The 20,764-nt window shown below is 73.1% G+C and carries 19 protein-coding genes and 2 tRNA genes; 14 read left to right on the top strand and 7 right to left on the bottom strand.

Translation table 11 applies throughout. The annotated features are described in order from the left end of the window. The first annotated feature begins 257 nt into the window (after positions 1-257). From DVA66_RS01670 to ilvC, 3 genes are all read left to right on the top strand, one after another. Positions 258-2,021, top strand: coding sequence for an acetolactate synthase large subunit (locus DVA66_RS01670; protein ID WP_232821686.1), 1,764 nt, complete (start codon positions 258-260; stop codon positions 2,019-2,021). Further along, positions 2,018-2,548: an acetolactate synthase small subunit gene (ilvN, locus tag DVA66_RS01665; protein ID WP_114558468.1), complete on the top strand. Its 531-nt coding sequence runs from the start codon at positions 2,018-2,020 to the stop codon at positions 2,546-2,548. Before DVA66_RS01670 ends, ilvN begins: the two co-directional genes overlap by 4 nt. Before the next feature lie 120 nt (positions 2,549-2,668). Further along, the gene (ilvC, locus tag DVA66_RS01660) at positions 2,669-3,700 is read left to right on the top strand and encodes a ketol-acid reductoisomerase (protein WP_325048347.1); all 1,032 of its coding nucleotides are present in this window, start codon (positions 2,669-2,671) and stop codon (positions 3,698-3,700) included. A 97-nt stretch (positions 3,701-3,797) separates the two neighbouring features. On the opposite strand, the gene DVA66_RS01655 is transcribed toward ilvC, so the two are convergent. Further along, complete coding sequence (locus DVA66_RS01655; protein WP_114558467.1) at positions 3,798-4,328, bottom strand: hypothetical protein; 531 nt, start codon at positions 4,326-4,328, stop codon at positions 3,798-3,800. 63 nt (positions 4,329-4,391) lie between these two features. Beyond that, positions 4,392-4,976: an O-methyltransferase gene (locus DVA66_RS01650; protein ID WP_114558488.1), complete on the bottom strand. Its 585-nt coding sequence runs from the start codon at positions 4,974-4,976 to the stop codon at positions 4,392-4,394. A gap of 182 nt (positions 4,977-5,158) precedes the next feature. Here DVA66_RS01650 and DVA66_RS20730 point away from each other — a divergent pair, with 182 nt between their 5' ends. Further along, the gene (locus tag DVA66_RS20730; protein WP_157973769.1) at positions 5,159-5,305 is read left to right on the top strand and encodes a hypothetical protein; all 147 of its coding nucleotides are present in this window, start codon (positions 5,159-5,161) and stop codon (positions 5,303-5,305) included. Between the two features lie 37 nt (positions 5,306-5,342). Here DVA66_RS20730 and DVA66_RS01645 read toward each other — a convergent pair whose 3' ends face one another. Then, positions 5,343-6,428, bottom strand: coding sequence for a 3-isopropylmalate dehydrogenase (locus tag DVA66_RS01645; RefSeq protein WP_114558466.1), 1,086 nt, complete (start codon positions 6,426-6,428; stop codon positions 5,343-5,345). Between the two features lie 118 nt (positions 6,429-6,546). Here DVA66_RS01645 and DVA66_RS01640 point away from each other — a divergent pair, with 118 nt between their 5' ends. Together DVA66_RS01640 and cimA are read left to right on the top strand one after the other, a co-directional pair. Beyond that, the gene (locus tag DVA66_RS01640) at positions 6,547-7,629 is read left to right on the top strand and encodes a branched-chain amino acid aminotransferase (protein WP_114558465.1); all 1,083 of its coding nucleotides are present in this window, start codon (positions 6,547-6,549) and stop codon (positions 7,627-7,629) included. 222 nt (positions 7,630-7,851) lie between these two features. After that, on the top strand, positions 7,852-9,516 hold the full coding sequence (gene cimA, locus DVA66_RS01635) for a citramalate synthase (RefSeq protein ID WP_232821685.1): 1,665 nt from the start codon (positions 7,852-7,854) through the stop codon (positions 9,514-9,516). Positions 9,517-9,541: 25 nt separating this feature from the next. Here the strand turns inward: cimA and DVA66_RS01630 are convergent, their stop codons facing one another. Both DVA66_RS01630 and DVA66_RS01625 read right to left on the bottom strand, forming a co-directional pair. Further along, positions 9,542-11,221, bottom strand: a complete 1,680-nt coding sequence (locus DVA66_RS01630; protein ID WP_114558464.1) for a RecQ family ATP-dependent DNA helicase — start codon at positions 11,219-11,221, stop codon at positions 9,542-9,544. A 75-nt stretch (positions 11,222-11,296) separates the two neighbouring features. Beyond that, positions 11,297-12,577, bottom strand: coding sequence for a thymidine phosphorylase (locus tag DVA66_RS01625; protein WP_114558463.1), 1,281 nt, complete (start codon positions 12,575-12,577; stop codon positions 11,297-11,299). A gap of 45 nt (positions 12,578-12,622) precedes the next feature. Between DVA66_RS01625 and DVA66_RS01620 the strand changes: the two genes are divergently transcribed. From DVA66_RS01620 to DVA66_RS01600, 5 genes are all read left to right on the top strand, one after another. Further along, on the top strand, positions 12,623-13,456 hold the full coding sequence (locus DVA66_RS01620; protein ID WP_114125117.1) for a fumarylacetoacetate hydrolase family protein: 834 nt from the start codon (positions 12,623-12,625) through the stop codon (positions 13,454-13,456). Beyond that, positions 13,453-15,006: a glutamate--tRNA ligase gene (gene gltX, locus DVA66_RS01615; RefSeq protein ID WP_232821684.1), complete on the top strand. Its 1,554-nt coding sequence runs from the start codon at positions 13,453-13,455 to the stop codon at positions 15,004-15,006. Before DVA66_RS01620 ends, gltX begins: the two co-directional genes overlap by 4 nt. Positions 15,007-15,037: 31 nt before the next feature. Further along, the gene (locus DVA66_RS01610; protein WP_114558462.1) at positions 15,038-15,967 is read left to right on the top strand and encodes a CPBP family intramembrane glutamic endopeptidase; all 930 of its coding nucleotides are present in this window, start codon (positions 15,038-15,040) and stop codon (positions 15,965-15,967) included. A 115-nt stretch (positions 15,968-16,082) separates the two neighbouring features. Then, positions 16,083-16,154 (top strand) — tRNA-Gln (locus tag DVA66_RS01605). A 72-nt stretch (positions 16,155-16,226) separates the two neighbouring features. Next, positions 16,227-16,299 (top strand) — tRNA-Glu (locus DVA66_RS01600). Positions 16,300-16,360: 61 nt separating this feature from the next. On the opposite strand, the gene DVA66_RS01595 is transcribed toward DVA66_RS01600, so the two are convergent. Then, positions 16,361-17,086, bottom strand: a complete 726-nt coding sequence (locus DVA66_RS01595) for an IclR family transcriptional regulator (protein WP_114125114.1) — start codon at positions 17,084-17,086, stop codon at positions 16,361-16,363. A 115-nt stretch (positions 17,087-17,201) separates the two neighbouring features. Between DVA66_RS01595 and leuC the strand changes: the two genes are divergently transcribed. Next, a complete protein-coding gene (gene leuC / locus DVA66_RS01590; RefSeq protein WP_114558461.1) occupies positions 17,202-18,599 on the top strand; it encodes a 3-isopropylmalate dehydratase large subunit in 1,398 nt (465 codons plus the stop codon). Positions 18,600-18,627: 28 nt separating this feature from the next. Then, on the top strand, positions 18,628-19,233 hold the full coding sequence (gene leuD / locus DVA66_RS01585) for a 3-isopropylmalate dehydratase small subunit (protein WP_114558460.1): 606 nt from the start codon (positions 18,628-18,630) through the stop codon (positions 19,231-19,233). A gap of 69 nt (positions 19,234-19,302) precedes the next feature. On the opposite strand, the gene DVA66_RS01580 is transcribed toward leuD, so the two are convergent. Beyond that, the gene (locus DVA66_RS01580) at positions 19,303-19,887 is read right to left on the bottom strand and encodes a TetR/AcrR family transcriptional regulator (protein WP_114558459.1); all 585 of its coding nucleotides are present in this window, start codon (positions 19,885-19,887) and stop codon (positions 19,303-19,305) included. A 92-nt stretch (positions 19,888-19,979) separates the two neighbouring features. Between DVA66_RS01580 and DVA66_RS21475 the strand changes: the two genes are divergently transcribed. Then, complete coding sequence (locus DVA66_RS21475) at positions 19,980-20,627, top strand: SRPBCC family protein (protein ID WP_114558458.1); 648 nt, start codon at positions 19,980-19,982, stop codon at positions 20,625-20,627. The last annotated feature ends 137 nt before the right edge of the window (positions 20,628-20,764 follow it).

Here is a 20,764-nt window from a genome sequence, read left to right as displayed (position 1 = left end):
GCGCCTCCGCCGTCCGGCATGCGGACGGCACGTCCCGAGCGTTGACACGTGTCGGCAGATGGGGGACTGTGGATCCGTGCAGCAGATCGTCCTCGTACTCCCCAGGCGTGTCGGCCGGTAACCACACCGTCGTCGACACGCTCCCTCGTGTGCCCACCCGGGCTGCGGGGGTTTTTTGTTGCACCAGCACCGGCCGTCACCGGCGGCCTGACGTCAGAGGAGAAGATCGGCCCATGTCGAGCAGGGAGGCTCTCGCCGTGACCACCACCCCCACCATCGACACCGCCACCGGTGAGCTCATCACCGGGTCCCAGTCGCTCGTGCGCTCGCTGGAGAAGGCCGGCGTGGAGGTGATCTTCGGGATCCCCGGCGGAGCCATCCTGCCCGCCTACGACCCGCTCTTCGACTCCTCGATCCGCCACATCCTGGTCCGCCACGAGCAGGGCGCCGGGCACGCCGCCGAGGGCTACGCGATGGCCACCGGCAAGGTCGGTGTCTGCATGGCCACCTCCGGCCCCGGCGCGACCAACCTGGTCACCCCGCTGGCCGACGCGATGATGGACTCCGTCCCGGTGGTGGCCATCACCGGCCAGGTCGCCGGACGGGCCATCGGCACCGACGCCTTCCAGGAGGCCGACATCCGCGGCATCACGATGCCGATCACCAAGCACAGCTTCCTCATCACCGATGCGGCCGACATCCCCGAGGCGATCGCCGAGGCCTTCCACCTCGCGCGCACCGGACGTCCCGGGCCGGTGCTGGTCGACATCACCAAGGACGCCCTGCAGGCCAAGACCACCTTCACCTGGCCGACCAGCATCGACCTGCCCGGCTACCACCCGGTGACCCGGCCGCACGCCAAGCAGATCCGCGAGGCCGCCCGGCTCATCAGCGCCGCCCGCCGGCCGGTGCTCTACGTCGGTGGTGGCGTCGTCAAGGCCCGGGCCGCGGAGGAGCTGGCCGAGCTGGTCGAGCTGACCGGGATCCCGGTGGTCACCACCCTGATGGCCCGCGGCGTCTTCCCCGACAGCCACCGGCTTAACCTCGGCATGCCCGGCATGCACGGCACCGTGGCCGCGGTCGGCGCGCTGCAGCGCAGCGACCTGCTGATCAGCCTCGGTGCCCGCTTCGACGACCGGGTGACCGGCGAGCTGTCCTCCTTCGCGCCGAACGCCCGGGTCATCCACGCCGACATCGACCCGGCCGAGATCTCCAAGAACCGCACCGCCGACTGCCCGATCGTCGGCGACGCCAAGGAGGTGCTGACCAGCCTGGTCGCCCAGCTCCGCGAGACCGAGCTGCCCGACCTGGCCGGCTGGCAGCAGCACCTGCTCGACATGGTGGCCCGGTACCCGACCGGTTACGACGAGCCCGACGACGGCACCCTCTCCCCGCAGGGGGTGATCCGGCGGATCGGCGAGCTGACCGGCCCGGAGAACGCCTACTGGGCCGCCGGGGTCGGCCAGCACCAGATGTGGGCCGCGCACTTCCTGCCCCACGAGCGTCCCGGCCGCTGGCTCAACTCCGGCGGCGCCGGCACCATGGGCTACTGCGTGCCCGCCGCCATGGGCGCCCAGGTCGGCCAGCCCGACGCGGTGGTGTGGGGGATCGACGGCGACGGCTGCTTCCAGATGACCAACCAGGAGCTGGTCACCTGTGCCCTGGAGGGCATCCCGGTCAAGATCGCCGTCATCAACAACCAGTCCCTCGGCATGGTGCGGCAGTGGCAGACGCTGTTCTACGGCGGGCGCTACTCCAACACCGACCTGAAGACCCACCTGGTGCCCGACTTCGTCAAGCTGGCCGAGGCGATGGGCTGCGTCGGGCTGCGCGCCAGCACCGCCGACGAGGTCGACACCGTGATCACCCAGGCGCTGGCGATCGACGACCGCCCGGTGGTGGTCGAGTTCATCGTCCACAAGGACGCGATGGTGTGGCCGATGGTCCCGGCCGGCACCAGCAACGACGCACTCCAGTACGCCCGCGACATGGCCCCGCAGTGGGAGGAGGAGGAGCTGTGAGCACCCACACCCTGAGCGTCCTGGTGGCCGACCGGCCCGGTGTGCTGGCCCGCGTGTCGGCGCTGTTCTCCCGGCGCGGGTTCAACATCGACTCCCTCGCCGTCGGCCCGACCGAGCAGGAGGACATCTCCCGGATCACCCTCGTGGTCGAGGCCGAGGAGCACACCGTCGAGCAGCTGACCAAGCAGCTCAACAAGCTCGTCGAGGTGATCAAGATCGTCGAGCTCGAGCCGGACGCCGTCCGCCAGGAGCTGATGCTGATCAAGGTCGCCACCGACGCCGCCACCCGCAGCGACGTGCTGGAGATCATCCAGCTGTTCAAGGCCAAGGCGGTCGACGCCACCAACGAGGCGATCGTGGTGATGGCGACCGGCAGCCCGGAGAAGCTGCAGGCCCTGCTCACCATGCTCGAGCCGTTCGGCGTCCGCGAGCTGGTGCAGTCCGGACTGGTCGCCCTCGGCCGCGGCCCCCGCTCGATCACCGACCGCAGCACCCGGACCGACCGCCAGCGGGTGCGGGTGGTCTGACGACCACCGCCTGGTCAGCGCGCCGCCCCGGCAGCCGACCCCGATAACGTCACGCCCCAGGCGCGAGCCGCGACAGCGGGCGTGAGCCACCACCCAGCAGCAACACAAGGAGATGCACCCGTGGCAGCACAGATGTTCCATGACGACGACGCCGACCTGTCGGTGATCCAGGGCCGCACCGTGGCCGTCCTCGGCTTCGGCAGCCAGGGCCACGCGCACGCCCTGTCGCTGCGCGACTCCGGCGTCGACGTGCGGATCGGGCTGCCCGAGGGCAGCCGCAGCCGGGAGCGGGCCGAGGCCCAGGGTCTGCGCGTCCTCACCCCGGGCGAGGCCTGCGCCGAGGCCGACCTCATCATGGTGGCGGTGCCCGACCACCTGCAGCGCCAGCTCTACACCGAGGCGATCGAGCCCAACCTGCAGGACGGCGACGCGCTGTTCTTCGCCCACGGGTTCAACATCCGCTTCGGCTACGTCACCCCGCCGCAGGGCGTGGACGTGGCGATGGTCGCCCCGAAGGGCCCCGGCCACCTGGTCCGCCGCGAGTACACCGAGGGCCGCGGCGTCCCGGTGCTGGTCGCGGTCGAGCAGGACGCCTCCGGCCAGGCCTGGGAGCTCGCGCTCTCCTACGCCAAGGGCATCGGGGGTCTGCGGGCCGGCGGCATCAAGACCACCTTCACCGAGGAGACCGAGACCGACCTGTTCGGCGAGCAGGCCGTCCTCTGCGGCGGCGCCAGCGCGCTGATCCAGGCCGGGTTCGAGACCCTGGTCGAGGCCGGCTACCAGCCGGAGGTGGCCTACTTCGAGTGCCTGCACGAGCTCAAGCTCATCGTCGACCTGATGTACGAGGGCGGCATCGCCAAGCAGCGGTGGAGCATCTCCGACACCGCCGAGTACGGCGACTACGTCTCCGGGCCGCGGGTCATCGACGCCCGGGTCAAGGAGAACATGAAGGCCGTCCTCACCGATGTGCAGAACGGCACCTTCGCCCAGCGGTTCATCGACGACCAGGACGCCGGCGCGCCGGAGTTCAAGAAGTTCCGCGCCGAGGGCGAGCAGCACCCGATCGAGTCCACCGGCAAGCAGCTGCGCAGCATGATGGCCTGGGTCAAGAGCCACGACGACGACTACGTCGAGGGCACCGCCGCCCGCTGACCGACGTCCGACGGCCGACCGGCCCCGGGTCCCGCCCGCCACAGCGCGTGCGGGACCCGGGGCCGCTCGCGTCCGGCGCGAGCCGGGCCCGGGTGGTTCAGCGCGAGCGGAGCTCGACGTCGAGGACGACCTGGTCCGACTCCGGCGGGACGGCGGTCGCCATCCGCCAGCGGTACGGCGGCAGCTGCCCCTCGACCCGGAACCCGATGTCGCTGCGCACGCAGTGCCACCGGTGGTCCGGGGGCAGCGGGCTCGGCACCCGCTGGCAGGGCCCGTAGGACTCGTCCAGGGCCGCGATCACCTGGTCGTCGAGCTCCAGCGGGTAGCGCACCAGCGCGGACAGCTGGATGTCGTGGGTCTCGGTGTAGTGACCCTCCTCGACGACGGCGCCCGCCGGCAGCTCGAAGCCCAGCACCGCCTCGACGTGGTCGAGCGTGGGCTCGCACTCGTGGCCGAGCCACGTCGTCGTGCACCGGCTGCCGTGCTCGTCGGTGAAGGAGGCGTAGGGCAGCCCCCACGCGGCCGCCTGGCTCCACAGCAGCAACGCCGTCACCATCACCGCACCCACCGCGACGGCGACCGCCAGCAGGCGGCGCGAGACGCGTTCGGCCAGGGGGGCACGGCTCATGGGGACAGCATCACCTCCCGACGACGGGCCTCAGCGGTCTCTGCAGAACTTCTGTCCGACCTCTCAGGCTGACGCCGGGGCGCCGGGACGCAGCACCGCGATGATCACCGCGGCGTCCGGGGCGACCATCACCTCCGCGCTGGTGAGCCGGGGGTCGGCCAGCCAGTCCGAGCGCACCCGGTCCAGCCGGTCGTGCACCCGCGGCGGCCAGCTGATGCTGGGGGTGAAGTCGTCCAGCACGATCATCCCGCCCGGCTCGACCAGGGCGATCACGTCGTCCCGCTCGCTCATCAGGGCCTGCGAGGCGTCGAGGAAGAGCAGCGAGAACGGGGCCGCGGACTCCAGCGCCGACCAGTCGGCGTGCAGCACGTCGATCCCGTCACCGGCGAACATGTCGGCGACCTCGTGGGCCAGCGACCCCTCCAGCTCGGCGGTGAGCACCCGGGTGGCCGACGGCGCACCGCTGCGCAACCAGGCCGCACCCACCCCGCAGCCGGTCCCGCACTCGGCGATGGTGCCCTGCCGGGTGGCCGCGAGGGTCGCCAGCAACCGGCCGGTCTCGGTCCGGGTGGCCTCCAGGTAGCCCATCGCCAGCGACTTGCGGAGGGCCTTCGTCACGAGCGAGGGGACACCGGGCAACGTGCTCACCGGCACCAGTCTGCCGGAGCGCCGCGCGTCGGCCGGCCGGTCCGGACTGCGGACCGCGGCGACGTCCCAGGATCCGAGATGCCGGGAGCACGGCCCCGGGGCGAGATCTTCGGGCGTCCTAGTATCTCGGGCACCAGGACCGTCCACGGGGACGGACCGCGCCGGAGCGGGAGGAGCGAGCCGTGTACGAGATGTACCCGCACACCTGGGGCGAGGGCCGCCTCGAGGAGACCGGTCAGGACGCCCGCCTGCGCGAGCTGCCCACCCCGCGCCGCCGCCCCCGCCGCGAGCACTCGGTCGCGCCGCGGGTGCAGACCACCAGCCGCTGACCACGTCGCCGGGGAGACCCGGCGCCGCCTGGAGGGCTCAGGCGAGGCGGGTGGCGATGGCGTCGCCGATCTCGCGGGTGGTGCGCGGGGTGCCGTCGCGGGACTCGATGTCGGCGGTCACCGCCGCGGCCACCGTGGCCGCCTGCTCGGTGCGTCCGAGGTGCTCCAGCAGCAGACCCGCCGACAGGATCGCTGCCGAGGGGTCGGCCTTCTGCTGACCGGCGATGTCGGGGGCCGAGCCGTGCACCGGCTCGAACATCGAGGGGTGCTCGCGCGACGGGTTGACGTTGCCGCTGGCCGCCAGCCCGATGCCACCGGTGACGGCGGCCGCCAGGTCGGTGAGGATGTCGCCGAACAGGTTGTCGGTGACCACCACGTCGAAGCGGGCCGGGTCGGTGGCGAGGAAGATCGTGGCGGCGTCGACGTGCAGGTAGTCGGTCTGCACGCCCGGGTACTCCGCGGCCACCTGCTCGAACACCCGGTTCCACAGCCCGCCGGCGTTCACCAGCACGTTGTGCTTGTGCACCAGGGTCACCTTGCCGCGACGCCGGGTGGCGCGCTCGAAGGCGTCCCGGACCACCCGCTCGACACCGTAGGCGGTGTTGACGCTGACCTCGGTGGCGATCTCGTGCGGGGTGCCCGGACGGACCACGCCGCCGTTGCCGCAGTAGAGGCCCTCGGTGCCCTCGCGCACCACCACGAAGTCGACCGGGCCGCGGTCGGTCACCGAGCTGGCCAGCGGGGTCGGCACGCCCTGGTAGAGGCGGCTGGGCCGCAGGTTGACGTAGTGGTCGAAGGCGAAGCGGATCTTGAGGATCAGCCCGCGCTCGAGGATGCCGCTCGGCATCGACTTGTCACCCGGGGCCGCACCCACCGCGCCGAAGAGGATGGCGTCGCAGGCGTCCAGCTCGGTCAGCACGGAGTCGGGCAGCACCTCACCGGTGCGCTTCCAGCGCTCCGCACCCAGGTCGTAGTCGACGAAGGAGAAGGCCTGCTCGCCGCACACCGCCTGCAGCACCTTGACCGCCTCGGCGGTCACCTCGGGGCCGATCCCGTCGCCGCCGATCACGGCCAGGGTGGGGGTGCGGGCGGGTCCGGCGGCCGGGTCGGGCGTCGTGGTCATTGCGCCAGGCTAGACAGCGGGCGGTGCCCGTCGGGGGCCGTCTCAGGCCCGGAGCGGGCCCCCGGTCGAGGAGTGGGAGCGCCCCGGAACTAGTCGGACGCCCTGCTACTTTGCGGCCATGACGCTGAAGTTCGACCTGCAGCCCTCGTCCGCGCCCCGCAGCGACGCCGAGCGCGAGGCCGTACTGGCCGATCCCGGGTTCGGCGTGAACTTCACCGACCACATGGCGGTGGCCACCTGGACGGCGGCCGACGGCTGGGCGGACTCGGCGGTGGTGCCCTACGCACCGTTCCAGCTCGACCCGGCCTCGGCGGTGCTGCACTACGCGCAGGAGATCTTCGAGGGGATGAAGGCCTACCGGCACGCCGACGGCTCGGTGTGGCTCTTCCGGCCGGAGAAGAACGCCGAGCGGTTCGCGGTCTCGGCGCGCCGCCTCGCCCTCCCCGAGCTGCCGGTGGGGTCCTTCGTCGAGGCGGTCGAGGCCCTGGTCGAGGCCGACCAGGCGTGGGTGCCGGCCGGTGGGGAGACCTCGCTGTACCTGCGCCCGTTCATGTTCGCCAACGAGGTCTTCCTCGGCGTCCGCGGGGCACGCAAGGTGCAGTTCTGCGTGATCGCCTCCCCAGCCGGGTCCTACTTCAGCGGCGGCGTCCAGCCGGTGCAGATCTGGATGTCGCGGGACTACACCCGCGCGGCCCCCGGCGGCACCGGGGCGGCCAAGTGCGGCGGCAACTACGCGGCCTCGCTGGTGGCCCAGGCCGAGGCGGCCGAGCACGGCTGCAGCCAGGTGCTGTTCACCGATGCCGTGGAGCGGAAGTGGGTGGACGAGCTGGGCGGCATGAACGTCTACTTCGTCACCGCCGACGGCCAGCTGGTCACGCCGGCGCTGGGCACCATCCTCGAGGGCGTCACCCGCGACGCCATCCTCACCCTCGCCCCGGAGCTCGGGCTGACCCCGGTCGAGCGCCGGGTCTCCCTGGAGGAGGTGCTGGACGGGTGCCGCACCGGCGCCATCAAGGAGATCTTCGCCTGCGGCACCGCGGCGGTGATCACCCCGATCGGTGCGCTCAAGGACCTCGACGGCACCACCGCGGTGGGCGACGGCGAGCCGGGCCCGCGCACCCTGGAGCTGCGCCAGGCCCTGCTCGACATCCAGTACGGCCGCCGGGAGGACACCCACGGCTGGATGCACCGGGTGATCTGAGGCTGGACGTCCGTCCCGCTCGCTGAGACGACGGTGGCGGGACGGGGCGCGCTGGCGCAGAATCGCTGCGTGCTCCGACCCGCCGCCATTACCGGGCAGCGTGGATGACCTGACGTCGTCCGCGCTGAAACCTCCTGTCTCCGACGGGAGGTTTTTTCGTTCCCGGGAGTGCTCCGGCGTCCGAGCACCTCGACCGCACGTCCGCTGACAGGAAGACCACCGATGCTCGAGCCGATGCCCGCCCCCGGCGTGTTCCACGTCTACGACACCACCTTGCGCGACGGTGCGCAGCAGGAGGGCCTGCGGCTGACCGTGGCCGACAAGCTGCGGATCGCCGGACTGCTGGACGAGCTGGGCGTGGGCTTCATCGAGGGTGGCTGGCCCGGTGCCAACCCCAACGACACCGCCTTCTTCGCCGCTGCCGCCCGCGGCGAGCTGACCCTGCGCAACGCCCAGCTGGTCGCCTTCGGCGCCACCCGGCGGGTCGGTGGCCGGGCCGCCGACGACCCCCTGGTCGCGGCCCTGCGGGAGTCCCGCGCGCCGGTCGCCTGCCTGGTGGCCAAGAGCCACGCCGCCCACGTCGAGCGGGCCCTGCGCACCACGCTGGCCGAGAACCTCGCCATGGTCCGCGACACCGTCGAGCACCTGCGCTCGGAGGGGATGCGGGTGTTCGTCGACTGCGAGCACTTCTTCGACGGCTACCACGACGACCCCGTCTACGCGCTGGAGGTGGTGCAGACCGCCGCCGAGGCGGGCGCGGAGGTGGTGGTGCTGTGCGACACCAACGGCGGCATGCTGCCGAGCTGGATGGGCGACGTCGTCTCGGCCGCCGGCGGGGTGGGGGTCGACCTCGGCGTGCACTGCCACAACGACACCGGCTGCGCGGTGGCCAACACGCTGGCCGCGGTGGAGGCCGGCGTGATGCACGTGCAGGGCACCATCAACGGCTACGGCGAGCGCACCGGCAACGCCGACCTCATCTCCGTGGTGGCGAACCTGCAGCTGAAGTACGGCTGGCAGGTGCTGCCCGAGGGCGCCCTGGCCGAGGCGACCCGGATCTCCCACGCGGTCGGCGCGGTGACCAACGTGGCCGGCTCGGCCCGCGCCCCGTTCACCGGCTCCTCGGCCTTCGCCCACAAGGCGGGCCTGCACGCCAGCGCGATCCGGGTCGACCCCAATCTGTACCAGCACATCGACCCGGCGGCGGTGGGCAACGACATGCGGATGCTGATCTCCGACATGGCCGGGCGGGCGAACATCCAGATCAAGGGTGAGGAGCTCGGCTTCGACCTCTCCGACCGCGACCTGGCTGGCCGGGTCACCGACCTGGTCAAGGCCCGGGAGGCCGCCGGCTACTCCTACGAGGCGGCCGACGCCTCCTTCGAGCTGCTGCTGCGCGACGAGCTGGACGAGCTGGAGGAGTACTTCCGGGTGCTGCACTGGCGGGTGCACACCCACTCCGCCGCGGGCGCGCCGTCGGAGTCGGAGGCGACGGTGAAGCTGCAGGCACGGGGGGACGTCCAGCTGTTCGTCGGTGAGGGCAACGGCCCGGTGAACGCGCTGGACCACGCCCTGCGCCGGGCGCTCACCCCGGCCTTCCCGGTGGTGGACCGCTACGAGCTCACCGACTACCGGGTGCGGGTGCTGGAGGGGCCGGTGGGGGCGAAGGGCGGTCACGGCACCGACGCCGTGGTGCGGGTGCTCATCGACACCAGCGACGGCGAGCGCACCTGGACCACGGTCGGGGTGGGCGCCAACATCATCGAGGCGTCCTGGGAGGCGCTCAGCGACGCCTACCTGCACGGGCTGGTGCACGACGTCCCGACCCCGTCGGCCGGGGCGTCGGACCGGGTCGCCGCCGGGGTCGGCAACGGGCGGGACGGCTGAGGGCCGCTCGCCGCGCTCAGGCCGCTCAGGCGGGCTCGAGGACGTCCGACTCCACCACGGTGGGCAGGTCGAGGGTGCGGTAGCCGCCCTGCTCGAACAGCACGGTGACCCGCTCGCCCTCGACCTCGACGACCACGCCCGGGCCGAACTCGCGGTGGCGCACCTGCTGCTCGACCTCGAACCGTCCGGCCCACTCCGCGCCGCCCTCGGCGGCCTGCTCGGCGCGCTCGGCGACCGTGCGGTCGTGCTGCTCGGTGGCGCCGCTGCGGCAGTTGTCGCAGTGCCCGCACGGCTCCTCGTGGTCGTCGCCGAAGTAGTGCAGCAGGAACCGCTGCCGGCAGGTGGTCGACTCGACGTAGCGGCGCATCATCTCGATCCGGGTCTGCTGCACCCGGCGGTGCGCCTCGGCCCGCTCGACCACCCGGGCGACCATCGGGTCGTCCTCCTCGCCCACGTCGTCCCGGTCGCCGCCGGAGTGGGCGACCTCCTCCTCGACGAGGTTGAGGATCCGGCCGAGCTTCTGCCGGCTGAGCCCGGTCTCCTCGCCCAGCGCGGCGCGGTCGGGATCGCCGTCGGCGCGGGCCAGCCCGGCCAGCACGGCGGTGACGTCACCCGGCTCGGGCACCGCCGGGGCGAAGAACCGGGCGAGGGAGAAGTCGCCGTCACCGGAGCAGAGCAGGCAGGTCGCCGGCTCGCCGTCGCGGCCGGCGCGTCCGGCCTCCTGGTAGTAGACGTCGGGGGACTCCGGGGCCTGGGCGTGCACGACGAAGCGGATGTCGGGCTTGTCGATGCCCATCCCGAACGCCGAGGTGGCCACCAGCACCTCGGTGCCGCCTGTCATGAACTCCTCCTGCACCTCGTCGCGCAGCCTCGTCCGGAGCCCCGCGTGGTAGTGGGTGGCGTTGCGGCCGGACGCGCGGAGCGCCTCGGCCAGCTCCTCGGCGAGCCGGCGGGTGCGGGTGTAGACGATGCCCTGGCCGGGTTGCGCGGCGACCGCCTCCAGGACGGTGCGGCGGCGCTCGTCCTCGTCCCGGCAGGTCACCGCGGCCAGGTCGAGGTTGGGACGGGCCAGGTCGGCCAGCACCAGCCGCGGCTCGCGCAGCCGCAGGCGCTCGGCGATGTCGGCCCGCACCGGCGGGGCGGCGGTGGCCGTCAGCGCGATCACCGGCGGCCGGCCGACCGCCTCCAGCAGCTCGCCCAGCCGCAGGTAGTCGGGGCGGAAGTCGTGGCCCCAGGAGGACACGCAGTGCGCCTCGTCCACGGCCACCAGCGCGGGCCGCAGGGCGGCGACCTGCTCACGGGTCTCGGCCCGGGCCAGCTGCTCGGGGGCCAGGAAGAGGAAGGTCGAGGGGTCGGTGCGGGCGGTCTCGAAGGCCTCCTCCCGCGCCCGCTCGCCCTCCATCGAGCTGACCCGGAACGCCCGGACGCCCTCCGCACCCTCCTCCAGCGAGGTCACCTGGTCCTGCTGCAGCGCCAGCAGCGGCGACACCACCAGCGTCGGGCCGCTGTCCAGCAGCGCGCCGGCCAGCTGGTAGGCCAGCGACTTGCCGGCCCCGGTGGGCTGCACCAGCAGCACGTCGCACCCCTCGAGCAGGGTGGCCACGGCGTCGGACTGCCACCCGCGCACCTCCTCGATGCCGAAGCGGGCGCGGGCGGTCTCGGCGATGCGGGTCACGGTCTCCTCGGCGGGTCGGTCGTCGGGCACGACCGCCGTCTACCCCGGAGCGGGCCTCCTAGCCGCTGATGGGCCCCGGTGTGACGAGGGCGACGCGGCGGCGGCTCAGGAGGCGATCCGCTCCAGCACCACCGCGCGGGGTGACGGCGGCTCATCGCCGACGTCGACGCCGCCGGCCAGCACCTCCAGCGCGCGCTCGACCCGGTGCTCGTCGTCGGTGTGCAGGGTCAGCAGCGGTTCGCCGGCGTGCACCCGCTCTCCGACCTGGGCGTGCAGCTCGACCCCGGCCCCGGCCTGCACCGGGTCCTCCTTGCGGGCCCGTCCGGCCCCCAGCCGCCAGGCCGCCAGCCCGACGGCCATGGCGTCGACCCGGGTCACCACGCCGTCGGCGGGGGCGGGGACGGTGTGGGTGTGCCGGGCGGTCGGCAGCGGGGCGTCGGGGTCGCCGCCCTGGGCGCTGACCATCCGCCGCCAGACGTCCATCGCCCGGCCGTCGGCCAGCGCCTCGGCGGGGTCGACGTCATCGCGGCCCGCGGCGGCGACCATCTCCCGCGCCAGGGCCAGGGTCAGCTCGACCACGTCGGACGGCCCGCCGCCGGCCAGCACCTCCACCGACTCCCGTACCTCCAGCGCGTTGCCGGCGGTCCGGCCGAGCGGGGTCGACATGTCGGTCAGCAGCGCGACCGTGCGCACCCCGGCGTCGGTGCCGAGCCCGACCATGGTCCGGGCCAAGGTGCGGGCGTCGTCGAGAGAGGTCATGAAGGCCCCGGTGCCGACCTTGACGTCGAGCACCAGCGCGCCGGTGCCCTCGGCGATCTTCTTGCTCATGATCGAGGAGGCGATCAGCGGGATCGACTCCACCGTGGCGGTGACGTCGCGCAGCGCGTAGAGCTTCTTGTCCGCCGGCGCGAGCCCCGACCCGGCGGCGCAGACCACCGCGCCGACGTCCTCCAGCTGGCTGATCATCTCGGTGGTGCTGAGGTCGGCCCGCCAGCCCGGCACCGACTCCAGCTTGTCCAGGGTGCCGCCGGTGTGGCCGAGCCCGCGGCCGCTGAGCTGGGGGACCGCCACCCCGCAGGCGGCGACCAGCGGGGCCAGCGGCAGGGTGATCTTGTCGCCGACGCCGCCGGTGGAGTGCTTGTCGGCGGTCGGGCGCGAGAGCGAGGAGAAGTCCAGCCGCTCCCCGGTCTCGATCATGGCCGTCGTCCAGGTGGCGAGCTCGGCGGCGTCCAGGCCGTTGAAGAAGATCGCCATCGCCATCGCCGACATCTGCTCCTCGGCCACCTCGCCGGCGGTGTAGGCCCTGATCAACCAGCGGATCTGGTCGCCGTCGAGGGCGCCGCCGTCGCGCTTGTGCTTGATCAGCTGCACCGCGTCATGAGCCATGGCGGCGAGTATGCCCCAGCCGGACGCCCTGGATAGGCTGCGGCAATGCGCATCGCACGCTTCGTCGCCGACGGTGACCCCCAGTACGGGGTGGTCGAGCTCGCCGAGGACGGCGGCCAGCACCCCGACACCGTCTCCGCCCTCAACGGCGACCCGCTCGCCACCCCGGTCCAGCTGACCGGGGTCCGGCACGAGCTCGGTGCGGTGCGGCTGCTGGCCCCGGTGATCCCCCGCAGCAAGGTGGTCGGGGTGGGCCGCAACTACGTCGCGCACGCCGAGGAGCTGGGCAACGAGGTGCCGGGGGACCCGCTGGTCTTCCTCAAGCCGAACACCTCGGTGATCGGGCCGGAGGAGCCGATCATCCACCCCGACACCACCGAGCTGCTGAGCTTCGAGGGTGAGCTGGCGGTGGTCATCGGGCGGTTCTGCCGCGACGTCCCCGCCTCCCGGGCCGCCGAGGTGGTCTTCGGCTACACCATCGCCAACGACGTCACCTGCCGCGACCTGCAGAAGACCGACGGGCAGTGGGCCCGGGCCAAGGGCTACGACACCTTCTGCCCGCTGGGGCCCTGGATGGTCACCCACCTCAGCCTGGAGGAGGCCTCCGCGCTGCGGATCACCACCACCCTGGACGGGCAGGTGCAGCAGGACGGCACCACCGACCTGATGGTGCACCCCATCCCGCGGCTGATCGAGTGGATCACCTCCTTCACCACCCTGCTGCCCGGTGACGTCATCCTCACCGGCACGCCCGCCGGGGTGGGCCGGATGCTGCCCGGCCAGGAGGTCAGCGTCAGCATCTCCGGGATCGGCACCCTGACCAACACCGTCGCCAGCGCGCAGGCGCCCAGCACCCCGAGCACCGAGGACACCGAGTGAGCACCACCCCTTCCCCCGACGCCCCGGTCGACGTGCTGGGCGACGTCGCCCCGGCCGACGTCCGCGTCCGGTTCCCCCCGTCGCCGACAGGCAACCTGCACGTCGGCAACGTCCGCAGCGCGCTGTTCAACTACGCCTTCGCCCGCCACTTCGGCGGCACCTTCGTGCTGCGGATCGAGGACACCGACGCCGCCCGCTCCACCGAGGAGTCCTACCGCGGGGTGCTGGAGGCGCTGCGCTGGCTCGGGCTGGACTGGGACGAGGGCCCGGAGAAGGGCGGCCCGCACGGGCCCTACCTGCAGTCCGAGCGCACCGAGACCTACCGCGACGTGGTCGCCCGGCTGCTCGAGGGCGGGCACGCCTACCGCTGCTTCTGCACCAAGGAGGAGCAGGAGGCCCGGGCCGCGCTGCTGCCCAAGGGTGCCCCGTCGGGCTACGACGGGCACTGCCGCGACCTCGACCCCGACGACGTCGCCGCCCGGCTGGAGCGCGGGGAGTCCTCGGTGGTGCGGATCCGCGTCCCCGAGCGCGAGATCGCCTTCGACGACCTGGTCCGCGGCCGGGTCTCCTTCGACGGCGCCCACGTCCCCGACTACGTCGTGGTGCGCGCCAACGGCGACCCGCTCTACACCCTGGTCAACCCCGTCGACGACGCCCTGATGGAGATCACCCACGTGCTCCGCGGGGAGGACCTGCTGTCCTCCACGCCGCGCCAGATCGTGCTGTACGAGGCGCTGGCCGAGCTCGGCATCGGCAGCGGCCGCACCCCGCGGTTCGGCCACCTGCCGATCGTCATGGGGGAGGGCAACAAGCGGCTCTCCAAGCGCGACGCCGGCTCCGGGCTGGCCGAGTACCGCCAGCGCGGCTTCCTCCCCGAGGGGCTGCTCAACTACCTGGCCCTGCTCGGCTGGGGGCTCTCGGAGGACCGCGACGTCTTCGGCCTGGACGAGATGGTGGCGGCCTTCGACATCCGTCGCGTCAACGCCAACCCGGCCCGCTTCGACCCCAAGAAGTGCGAGGCGATCAACGCCGACCACATCCGCCGGCTGAGCACCACCGAGCTGACCCCGCACCTGGTCCCGTTCCTGGTCGCGGCCGGGCTGGTCGAGGACCCGCCCACCGGTGCCCAGCAGCAGCTGCTCGACGGCGTCGTCCCGCTGGTGCACGAGCGGATGAGCACCTGCGGGGAGATCGTGGAGATGACCGGCTTCCTCTTCACCGCCGACGACGCGCTGCAGATCGACCCGGCCGCCGGGCTGGGGAGCAAGGAGAGCGACCGGGAGGCGCTGCGGGCGGCGATCTCGGTGCTGGCCGAGGTGCGCTCGTGGCAGGCCGACGACATCCAGGCCGTGCTGCGGGAGAGCCTGGTCGACGGGCTCGGGATCAAGCCGAAGTTCGCCTTCGCCCCGGTCCGGATCGCCGTCACCGGCAGGAAGGTCTCCCCGCCGCTGTTCGAGTCGATGGAGCTGCTCGGCCGCACCTCGACGATGAACCGGCTGCGCACCGCGCTGCAGCACCTGGAGGGCGGGCCCGCTCCCGAGGCCGGATGAGGGACGGCGGCGTCGGCCCGGGAGCGTCCGCGTGAGCCTGCTGCAGCCGGCGCCGTTCACCGTCCCCGCACGCGGCACCGCCTACCCCCAGCTGCTGCGCACCCCGGGGCGAGCCTGGTCGCGGCTGGTGCAGGCCGTCGTCGGAGTGGTGCTGGGGATCGCCCTGTTCACCCTGCTGGCCGGGCTGGTGCCGCAGCTGCTGCTCGGCACCACCTGGGCGGTGTCGGGCTCCAGCCTGCCCTTCGCGGAGTACTACGCCACCGCCATGCGCTTCGAGACCCCGCTCGGGGTGGTGGCGGGCAACCTCGCCATCACGGTGCTGCTGCCCGTCTCGGCGCTGCTGGTGGCCTGGCTGCACCGGCGCCACCCCAGCTGGCTGGTCTCGGTGGTCGGGCGGGTGCGGTGGCGCTACCTGCTGGCCTGCCTGCTGCTGGCGCCGCCCGCCCTCGGCGGGGTCTACCTGGTCTCGGTGCTCGCCGGCGGCGGCGGGGTCGCCTGGCGGCCCCAGCCGGACCTGCTGTGGTTCCTGCTGGTGATCCTCCTCACGTCCCCGCTGCAGGCGGTGGCCGAGGAGGTCTTCTTCCGCGGTTACCTCACCCAGGCCGCGGGGGCGGTGCTGAGCAGCCCCTGGTTCGGCATCGTCGTCTCCGCCACCGTGTTTGCGCTCTTCCACGGCACCCAGAACGTCTGGCTGTTCGCCGACCGCTGGGTGTTCGGCCTGGTGGCCGGGGTGCTGGTGTGGCGCACCGGCGGGCTCGAGGCGGCCGCGGCGGCCCACGTCGTCAACAACCTGCTCTCCTTCGGCATCGCCGCCACCACGACCTCGGTGGCCGAGGCCCGGGCGCTGCAGGAGGTCGGCCCGCTCGACGCCGTGTTCGACATCGGCGGGTTCGTCCTGTTCGCCGCGGTGGCCTGGCTGGTGGGCCGCCGGATGCGGGTGCACACCGCGGTGGGGGAGTGAGGCCGGTGCGGGTGCCCGACCGGCCGCGTCGGCGTCCCGCCGGTTTGGTCCCGGCGGCCCCGATGGTCTAGAGTTCCACGTCGTTGCCCGGCTCGCCGGACAGCAGGAAATGCCTTGGGGTATGGGGTAATTGGCAGCCCGACTGATTCTGGCTCAGTTAGTCTAGGTTCGAGTCCTAGTACCCCAGCGGAAGTCTCCGGACTCGCTGGATCCCGGCAGGTCTGGTAGGTTTCTCCGGTCGCTCCGAGCGACCAGCTAGGGCCCCGTTGTGTAGCGGCCTAGCACGCCGCCCTCTCAAGGCGGTAGCGCGGGTTCGAATCCCGTCGGGGCTACAAGAAGGTGAGACCCCCTGGAGCACGCTCCAGGGGGTCTTGTGCTGTCCGGGTGTCCCGGTCAGCTCTCCTGGCCGCTGCGGCGCAGCACCTCCGAGAGCCGCTCCGCGGCCGCCATCACCGCCGGGGCGTGCATCCGCCCGGGCTGGCGCGAGAGCCGCTCGATCGGCCCGGAGACGCTGACCGCGGCGATCACCTTGCCGGAGGGGGAGCGGACCGGGGCCGAGACCGAGGCCACCCCGACCTCGCGCTCACCGACCGACTGGGCCCAGCCCCGGCGGCGGACCGAGGCCAGCGCGACGGCGGAGAACTGCGAGCCGCGCAGACCCTTCTGCATCCGGTCCGGCTCCTCCCAGGCCAGCAGCACCTGGGCGGCCGAACCGGCCGACATGGTGAGCTGGGAGCCGACCGGCACCGAGTCGCGCAGCCCCGAGGTGCGCTCGGCGGCGGCCACGCAGATCCGGGCGTCGCCCTGGCGGCGGAACAGCTGGGCGGACTCGCCGGTGATGTCACGCAGCCGGGCCAGCACGGGGCCGGCGGTGGCGAGCAGCCGGTCCTCACCGGCGGCCGAGGCCAGCTCGGCCAGCCGGGGGCCGAGCACGAAGCGTCCCTGCAGGTCGCGGCTGACCAGCCGGTGGTGCTCCAGGGCCACCGCCAGCCGGTGCGCGGTGGGACGGGCCAGTCCGGTGGCCGTGACCAGGCCGGCCAGGGTGGTCGGCCCGGTCTCCAGGGCGCTGAGCACCGAGGCCGCCTTGTCGAGAACGCCGACTCCGCTAGAGTTGTCCATGTACTGATATTGCTGTCTCGGATGCTGATATGCAACTCGGCGCTCCCGGGGCGGCCAGGCACGGTGGCGCAGTGCCCCGACGGGGTGGCCGGCGACGGATGAGGAAGAGGATCTGATGGGCAGGACGCTCAGCGAGAAGGTGTGGGACGACCACGTGGTGCGCAGCGCCGATGGAGAGCCGGACCTGCTCTACATCGACCTCCACCTGGTGCACGAGGTGACCAGCCCGCAGGCCTTCGACGGCCTGCGTCAGAGCGGTCGCCGGGTGCGCCGGCCGGACCTCACGCTGGCCACGGAGGACCACAACACCCCCACGCTGAACATCGACCAGCCGATCGCCGACCCGGTCTCACGCACCCAGGTCGACACGCTGCGTCGCAACGCCGAGGAGTTCGGCGTCCGCATCCACAGCCTGGGCGACAAGGACCAGGGCGTGGTGCACATCATCGGCCCGCAGCTGGGTGTCACCCAGCCGGGCATGACGGTGGTCTGCGGCGACTCCCACACCTCCACCCACGGCGCCTTCGGCGCCATCGCGTTCGGCATCGGCACCTCCGAGGTCGAGCACGTGCTCGCCACCCAGACGCTGCCCCAGGCGCGGCCGCGGACGATGGCGGTCAACGTCTCGGGCGAGCTGCCCGAGGGCGTCACCGCCAAGGACCTGGTGCTGGCGCTGATCGCCAAGGTGGGCACCGGCGGCGGCGCCGGCCACATCGTGGAGTACCGCGGCAGCGCGATCGAGAAGCTCTCCATGGAGGGCCGGATGACGATCTGCAACATGTCGATCGAGTGGGGCGCCAAGGCCGGCATGATCGCGCCGGACCAGAAGACCTTCGACTACCTGCAGGGACGCCCGCACGCCCCCCAGGGCGAGGAGTGGGACGCCGCGGTGGCCTACTGGAAGACCCTGCGCAGCGACGACGACGCCACCTTCGACGTCGAGGTCGACCTCGACGCCAGCACGCTGACGCCCTTCGTCACCTGGGGCACCAACCCCGGTCAGGGCGTCCCGCTGGGCGAGGCCGTCCCCGACCCGTCGGCCTTCACCGACGAGGTCGACCGCAGCGCCGCCGAGCGGGCGCTCACCTACATGGGCCTGGACGCCGGCACGCCGATGCGCGACATCAAGGTCGACACGGTCTTCCTCGGCTCCTGCACCAACGGCCGGATCGAGGACCTGCGGCTGGCCGCCTCGGTGCTCGAGGGCCGCCAGGTCGCCGCCGGGGTGCGGATGCTCGTCGTCCCCGGCTCGGCCCGGGTCCGCCTGCAGGCCGAGGTGGAGGGCCTGGACAAGGTGTTCCTGGACGCCGGCGCGGAGTGGCGCGCGGCCGGCTGCTCGATGTGCCTGGGCATGAACCCCGACCAGCTGGCGCCGGGTGAGCGGGCCGCCTCGACCTCCAACCGGAACTTCGAGGGACGGCAGGGCAAGGGTGGACGCACCCACCTGGTCTCGCCGGCCGTCGCCGCCGCCACCGCGGTGCTCGGCACGCTGAGCGCCCCCGCCGACCTCTGACCCGCCGACCGCAGAGCTGGAGAACCCGATGGAACCCTTCACCACCCACACCGGCACCGCCGTCCCGTTGCGGCGCAGCAACGTCGACACCGACCAGATCATCCCGGCGGTCTACCTCAAGCGGGTCACCCGCACCGGCTTCGAGGACGGGCTGTTCGCCGCCTGGCGCAACCAGCCCGACTTCGTGCTCAACCAGCCCGAGTACAAGAGCGGTGACATCCTCATCGCCGGACCGGACTTCGGCACCGGCTCCTCCCGCGAGCACGCCGTCTGGGCCCTGCAGAACTACGGCTTCAAGGTCGTCATCGGCTCCCGCTTCGGCGACATCTTCCGCTCCAACTCCGGCAAGTCCGGCCTGCTGGTGGCGCTGGTGCAGCAGAGCGACGTCGAGCGGCTGTGGGATGCGGTCGAGGCCGACCCGACGGTGCCGATGACGGTCGACCTCGGCGCCCGCCGGATCACCCACGGCGACCTGCAGGTCGACTTCCAGATCGACGACTACACCCGCTGGCGGCTGATGGAGGGTCTGGACGACATCGCCCTCACCCTGCGCCACGAGGAGGACATCACCGCCTTCGAGGCGTCCCGGCCCGGCTTCAAGCCGGCCACCCTGCCGGTCCGCACCGCGGGCTGAACCAGACCCCGCGTCCGGTCGGCGACCCCGGACGCCCCGGCCTCTGCGAACCGCCCCCGCGGGTCGACCTCACTGGTCGGTGACCGGCCCGCGGAGGCGGCCGACCAGCTCGGCCACCACCTGCCGGGGCGTCAGCGCCTCGGCGGACCCGTCGCCGGAGCCCGTCTTGCCGAGGTGGCCGGCCAGCTCGAGCACGACGGCCCCGTGCGCTGTCGCCCGCAGCAGCGCCGCGAGCCGCGCCGGGGACCCCGCGGGCAGCTCACCGGCCGACTGGGCGGCCTGCACCGTCTCCAGCAACCGCTGCTGGGCGCGGGTTGCCGCCTGCTCCAGCACCGGCCAGGTCCGCGTCCACCGCCCGTGCACCAGCTGGAACCGGTGCGGGTGGCGCAGCGCCTGCGCGAGGTAGCCCTCGACCGCGGTGTCGAGGCCGGTGCCCCGCCCGACCCCCGCGGCGAGCAGTGCGCCGAGCTCGTCGAGCTCGGCCGCGGCCACCTCGGCCAGCAATTCGGACTTGTCGGCGAAGTGCTTGTACGGGGCGTTGTGCGAGACGCCAGCCCGGCGGCCCACCTCGCGGAGGGTGACTGCCTCGACACCGCCCTCGTCCAGCAGCGCGGTCGCCGCGGCGAGGAGCGCGGCACGGGTCGGGATGGGCACGAGCCGATGGTAGACCGTCGGCTCCTCGGTGGTTGACGGCGTCAACCCTCGCCACCTACGGTTGACGATGTCAACCTGTCGCCGTTCCGGAGGTGCCGTCCCGTGCCCACGTCCCGCCCCGTCCTCGGCCGCCGTGCTCCGGTGGTGCTCGGCCTGGCCCTCCTCCTCGCTGGGTCGCTCGCGACCGGGGTCTGGGCGGTCGTGCGACCGCCGTCCCACCCGCCGGCCTACACCGCCGCGCGACCCGTCACCGCCACGGACGGCTACGCGGAGGTGACCCACGACGTCCTCGTCGCCGCCCCGCCGGAGGAGGTGTGGGCGTGGACCAACGACCCGTCGCGACCGCTGGCCGACCTCGTGCACTTCGAGGACTTCCCGGCCGTCGTCGCCACCCAGGCGCTGGTCGGGGAGTGGGTGCCGGGCTCCCGGGTCGGAGACCGCCGGCGGGTCGAGTTCGCCGACGGCCACTTCCTGGCCGAGGAGGTGCTCGTCGACGACCCCGGCACCTTCCGGTACGTGGTGTGGGGCTTCACCAACCCCAGCGCCTGGCCGTCGAGCACGGGGTGGCGGAGTTCCGCTTCCTGCCCGAGGCCGGCGGCACGCGGCTGCGGTGGCGCTACGCCTTCCGGCCGACGTCCCCGCTCACCGCGCCCCTCGTCGAGGCCTTCCTGCGCAGCACGATGTCGCCGATGATGACGGCCTCGCTCGAGGCGGTGCGCGCCGGCGTCGAAGCGGGCTGACGGCCCGGTCTCAGCCGCCGGCCCGGGCCGCAGCCCACTCGGTGGTCCGCGGCCCGACGCCGGAGGCCAGCGCCCGGGCCAGGTCGGCCTCGTCGTCGACGTCGAGCCGCGCCGGGGCGGGCGCGTCGAGCCGGGCC

It is taken from the genome of Desertihabitans aurantiacus, from assembly GCF_003344635.1.
GTDB lineage: Bacteria > Actinomycetota > Actinomycetes > Propionibacteriales > Propionibacteriaceae > Desertihabitans > Desertihabitans aurantiacus.
Note: the sequence above shows the minus strand (reverse complement) of the source record. Positions and strands in the feature narration are given on the sequence as shown.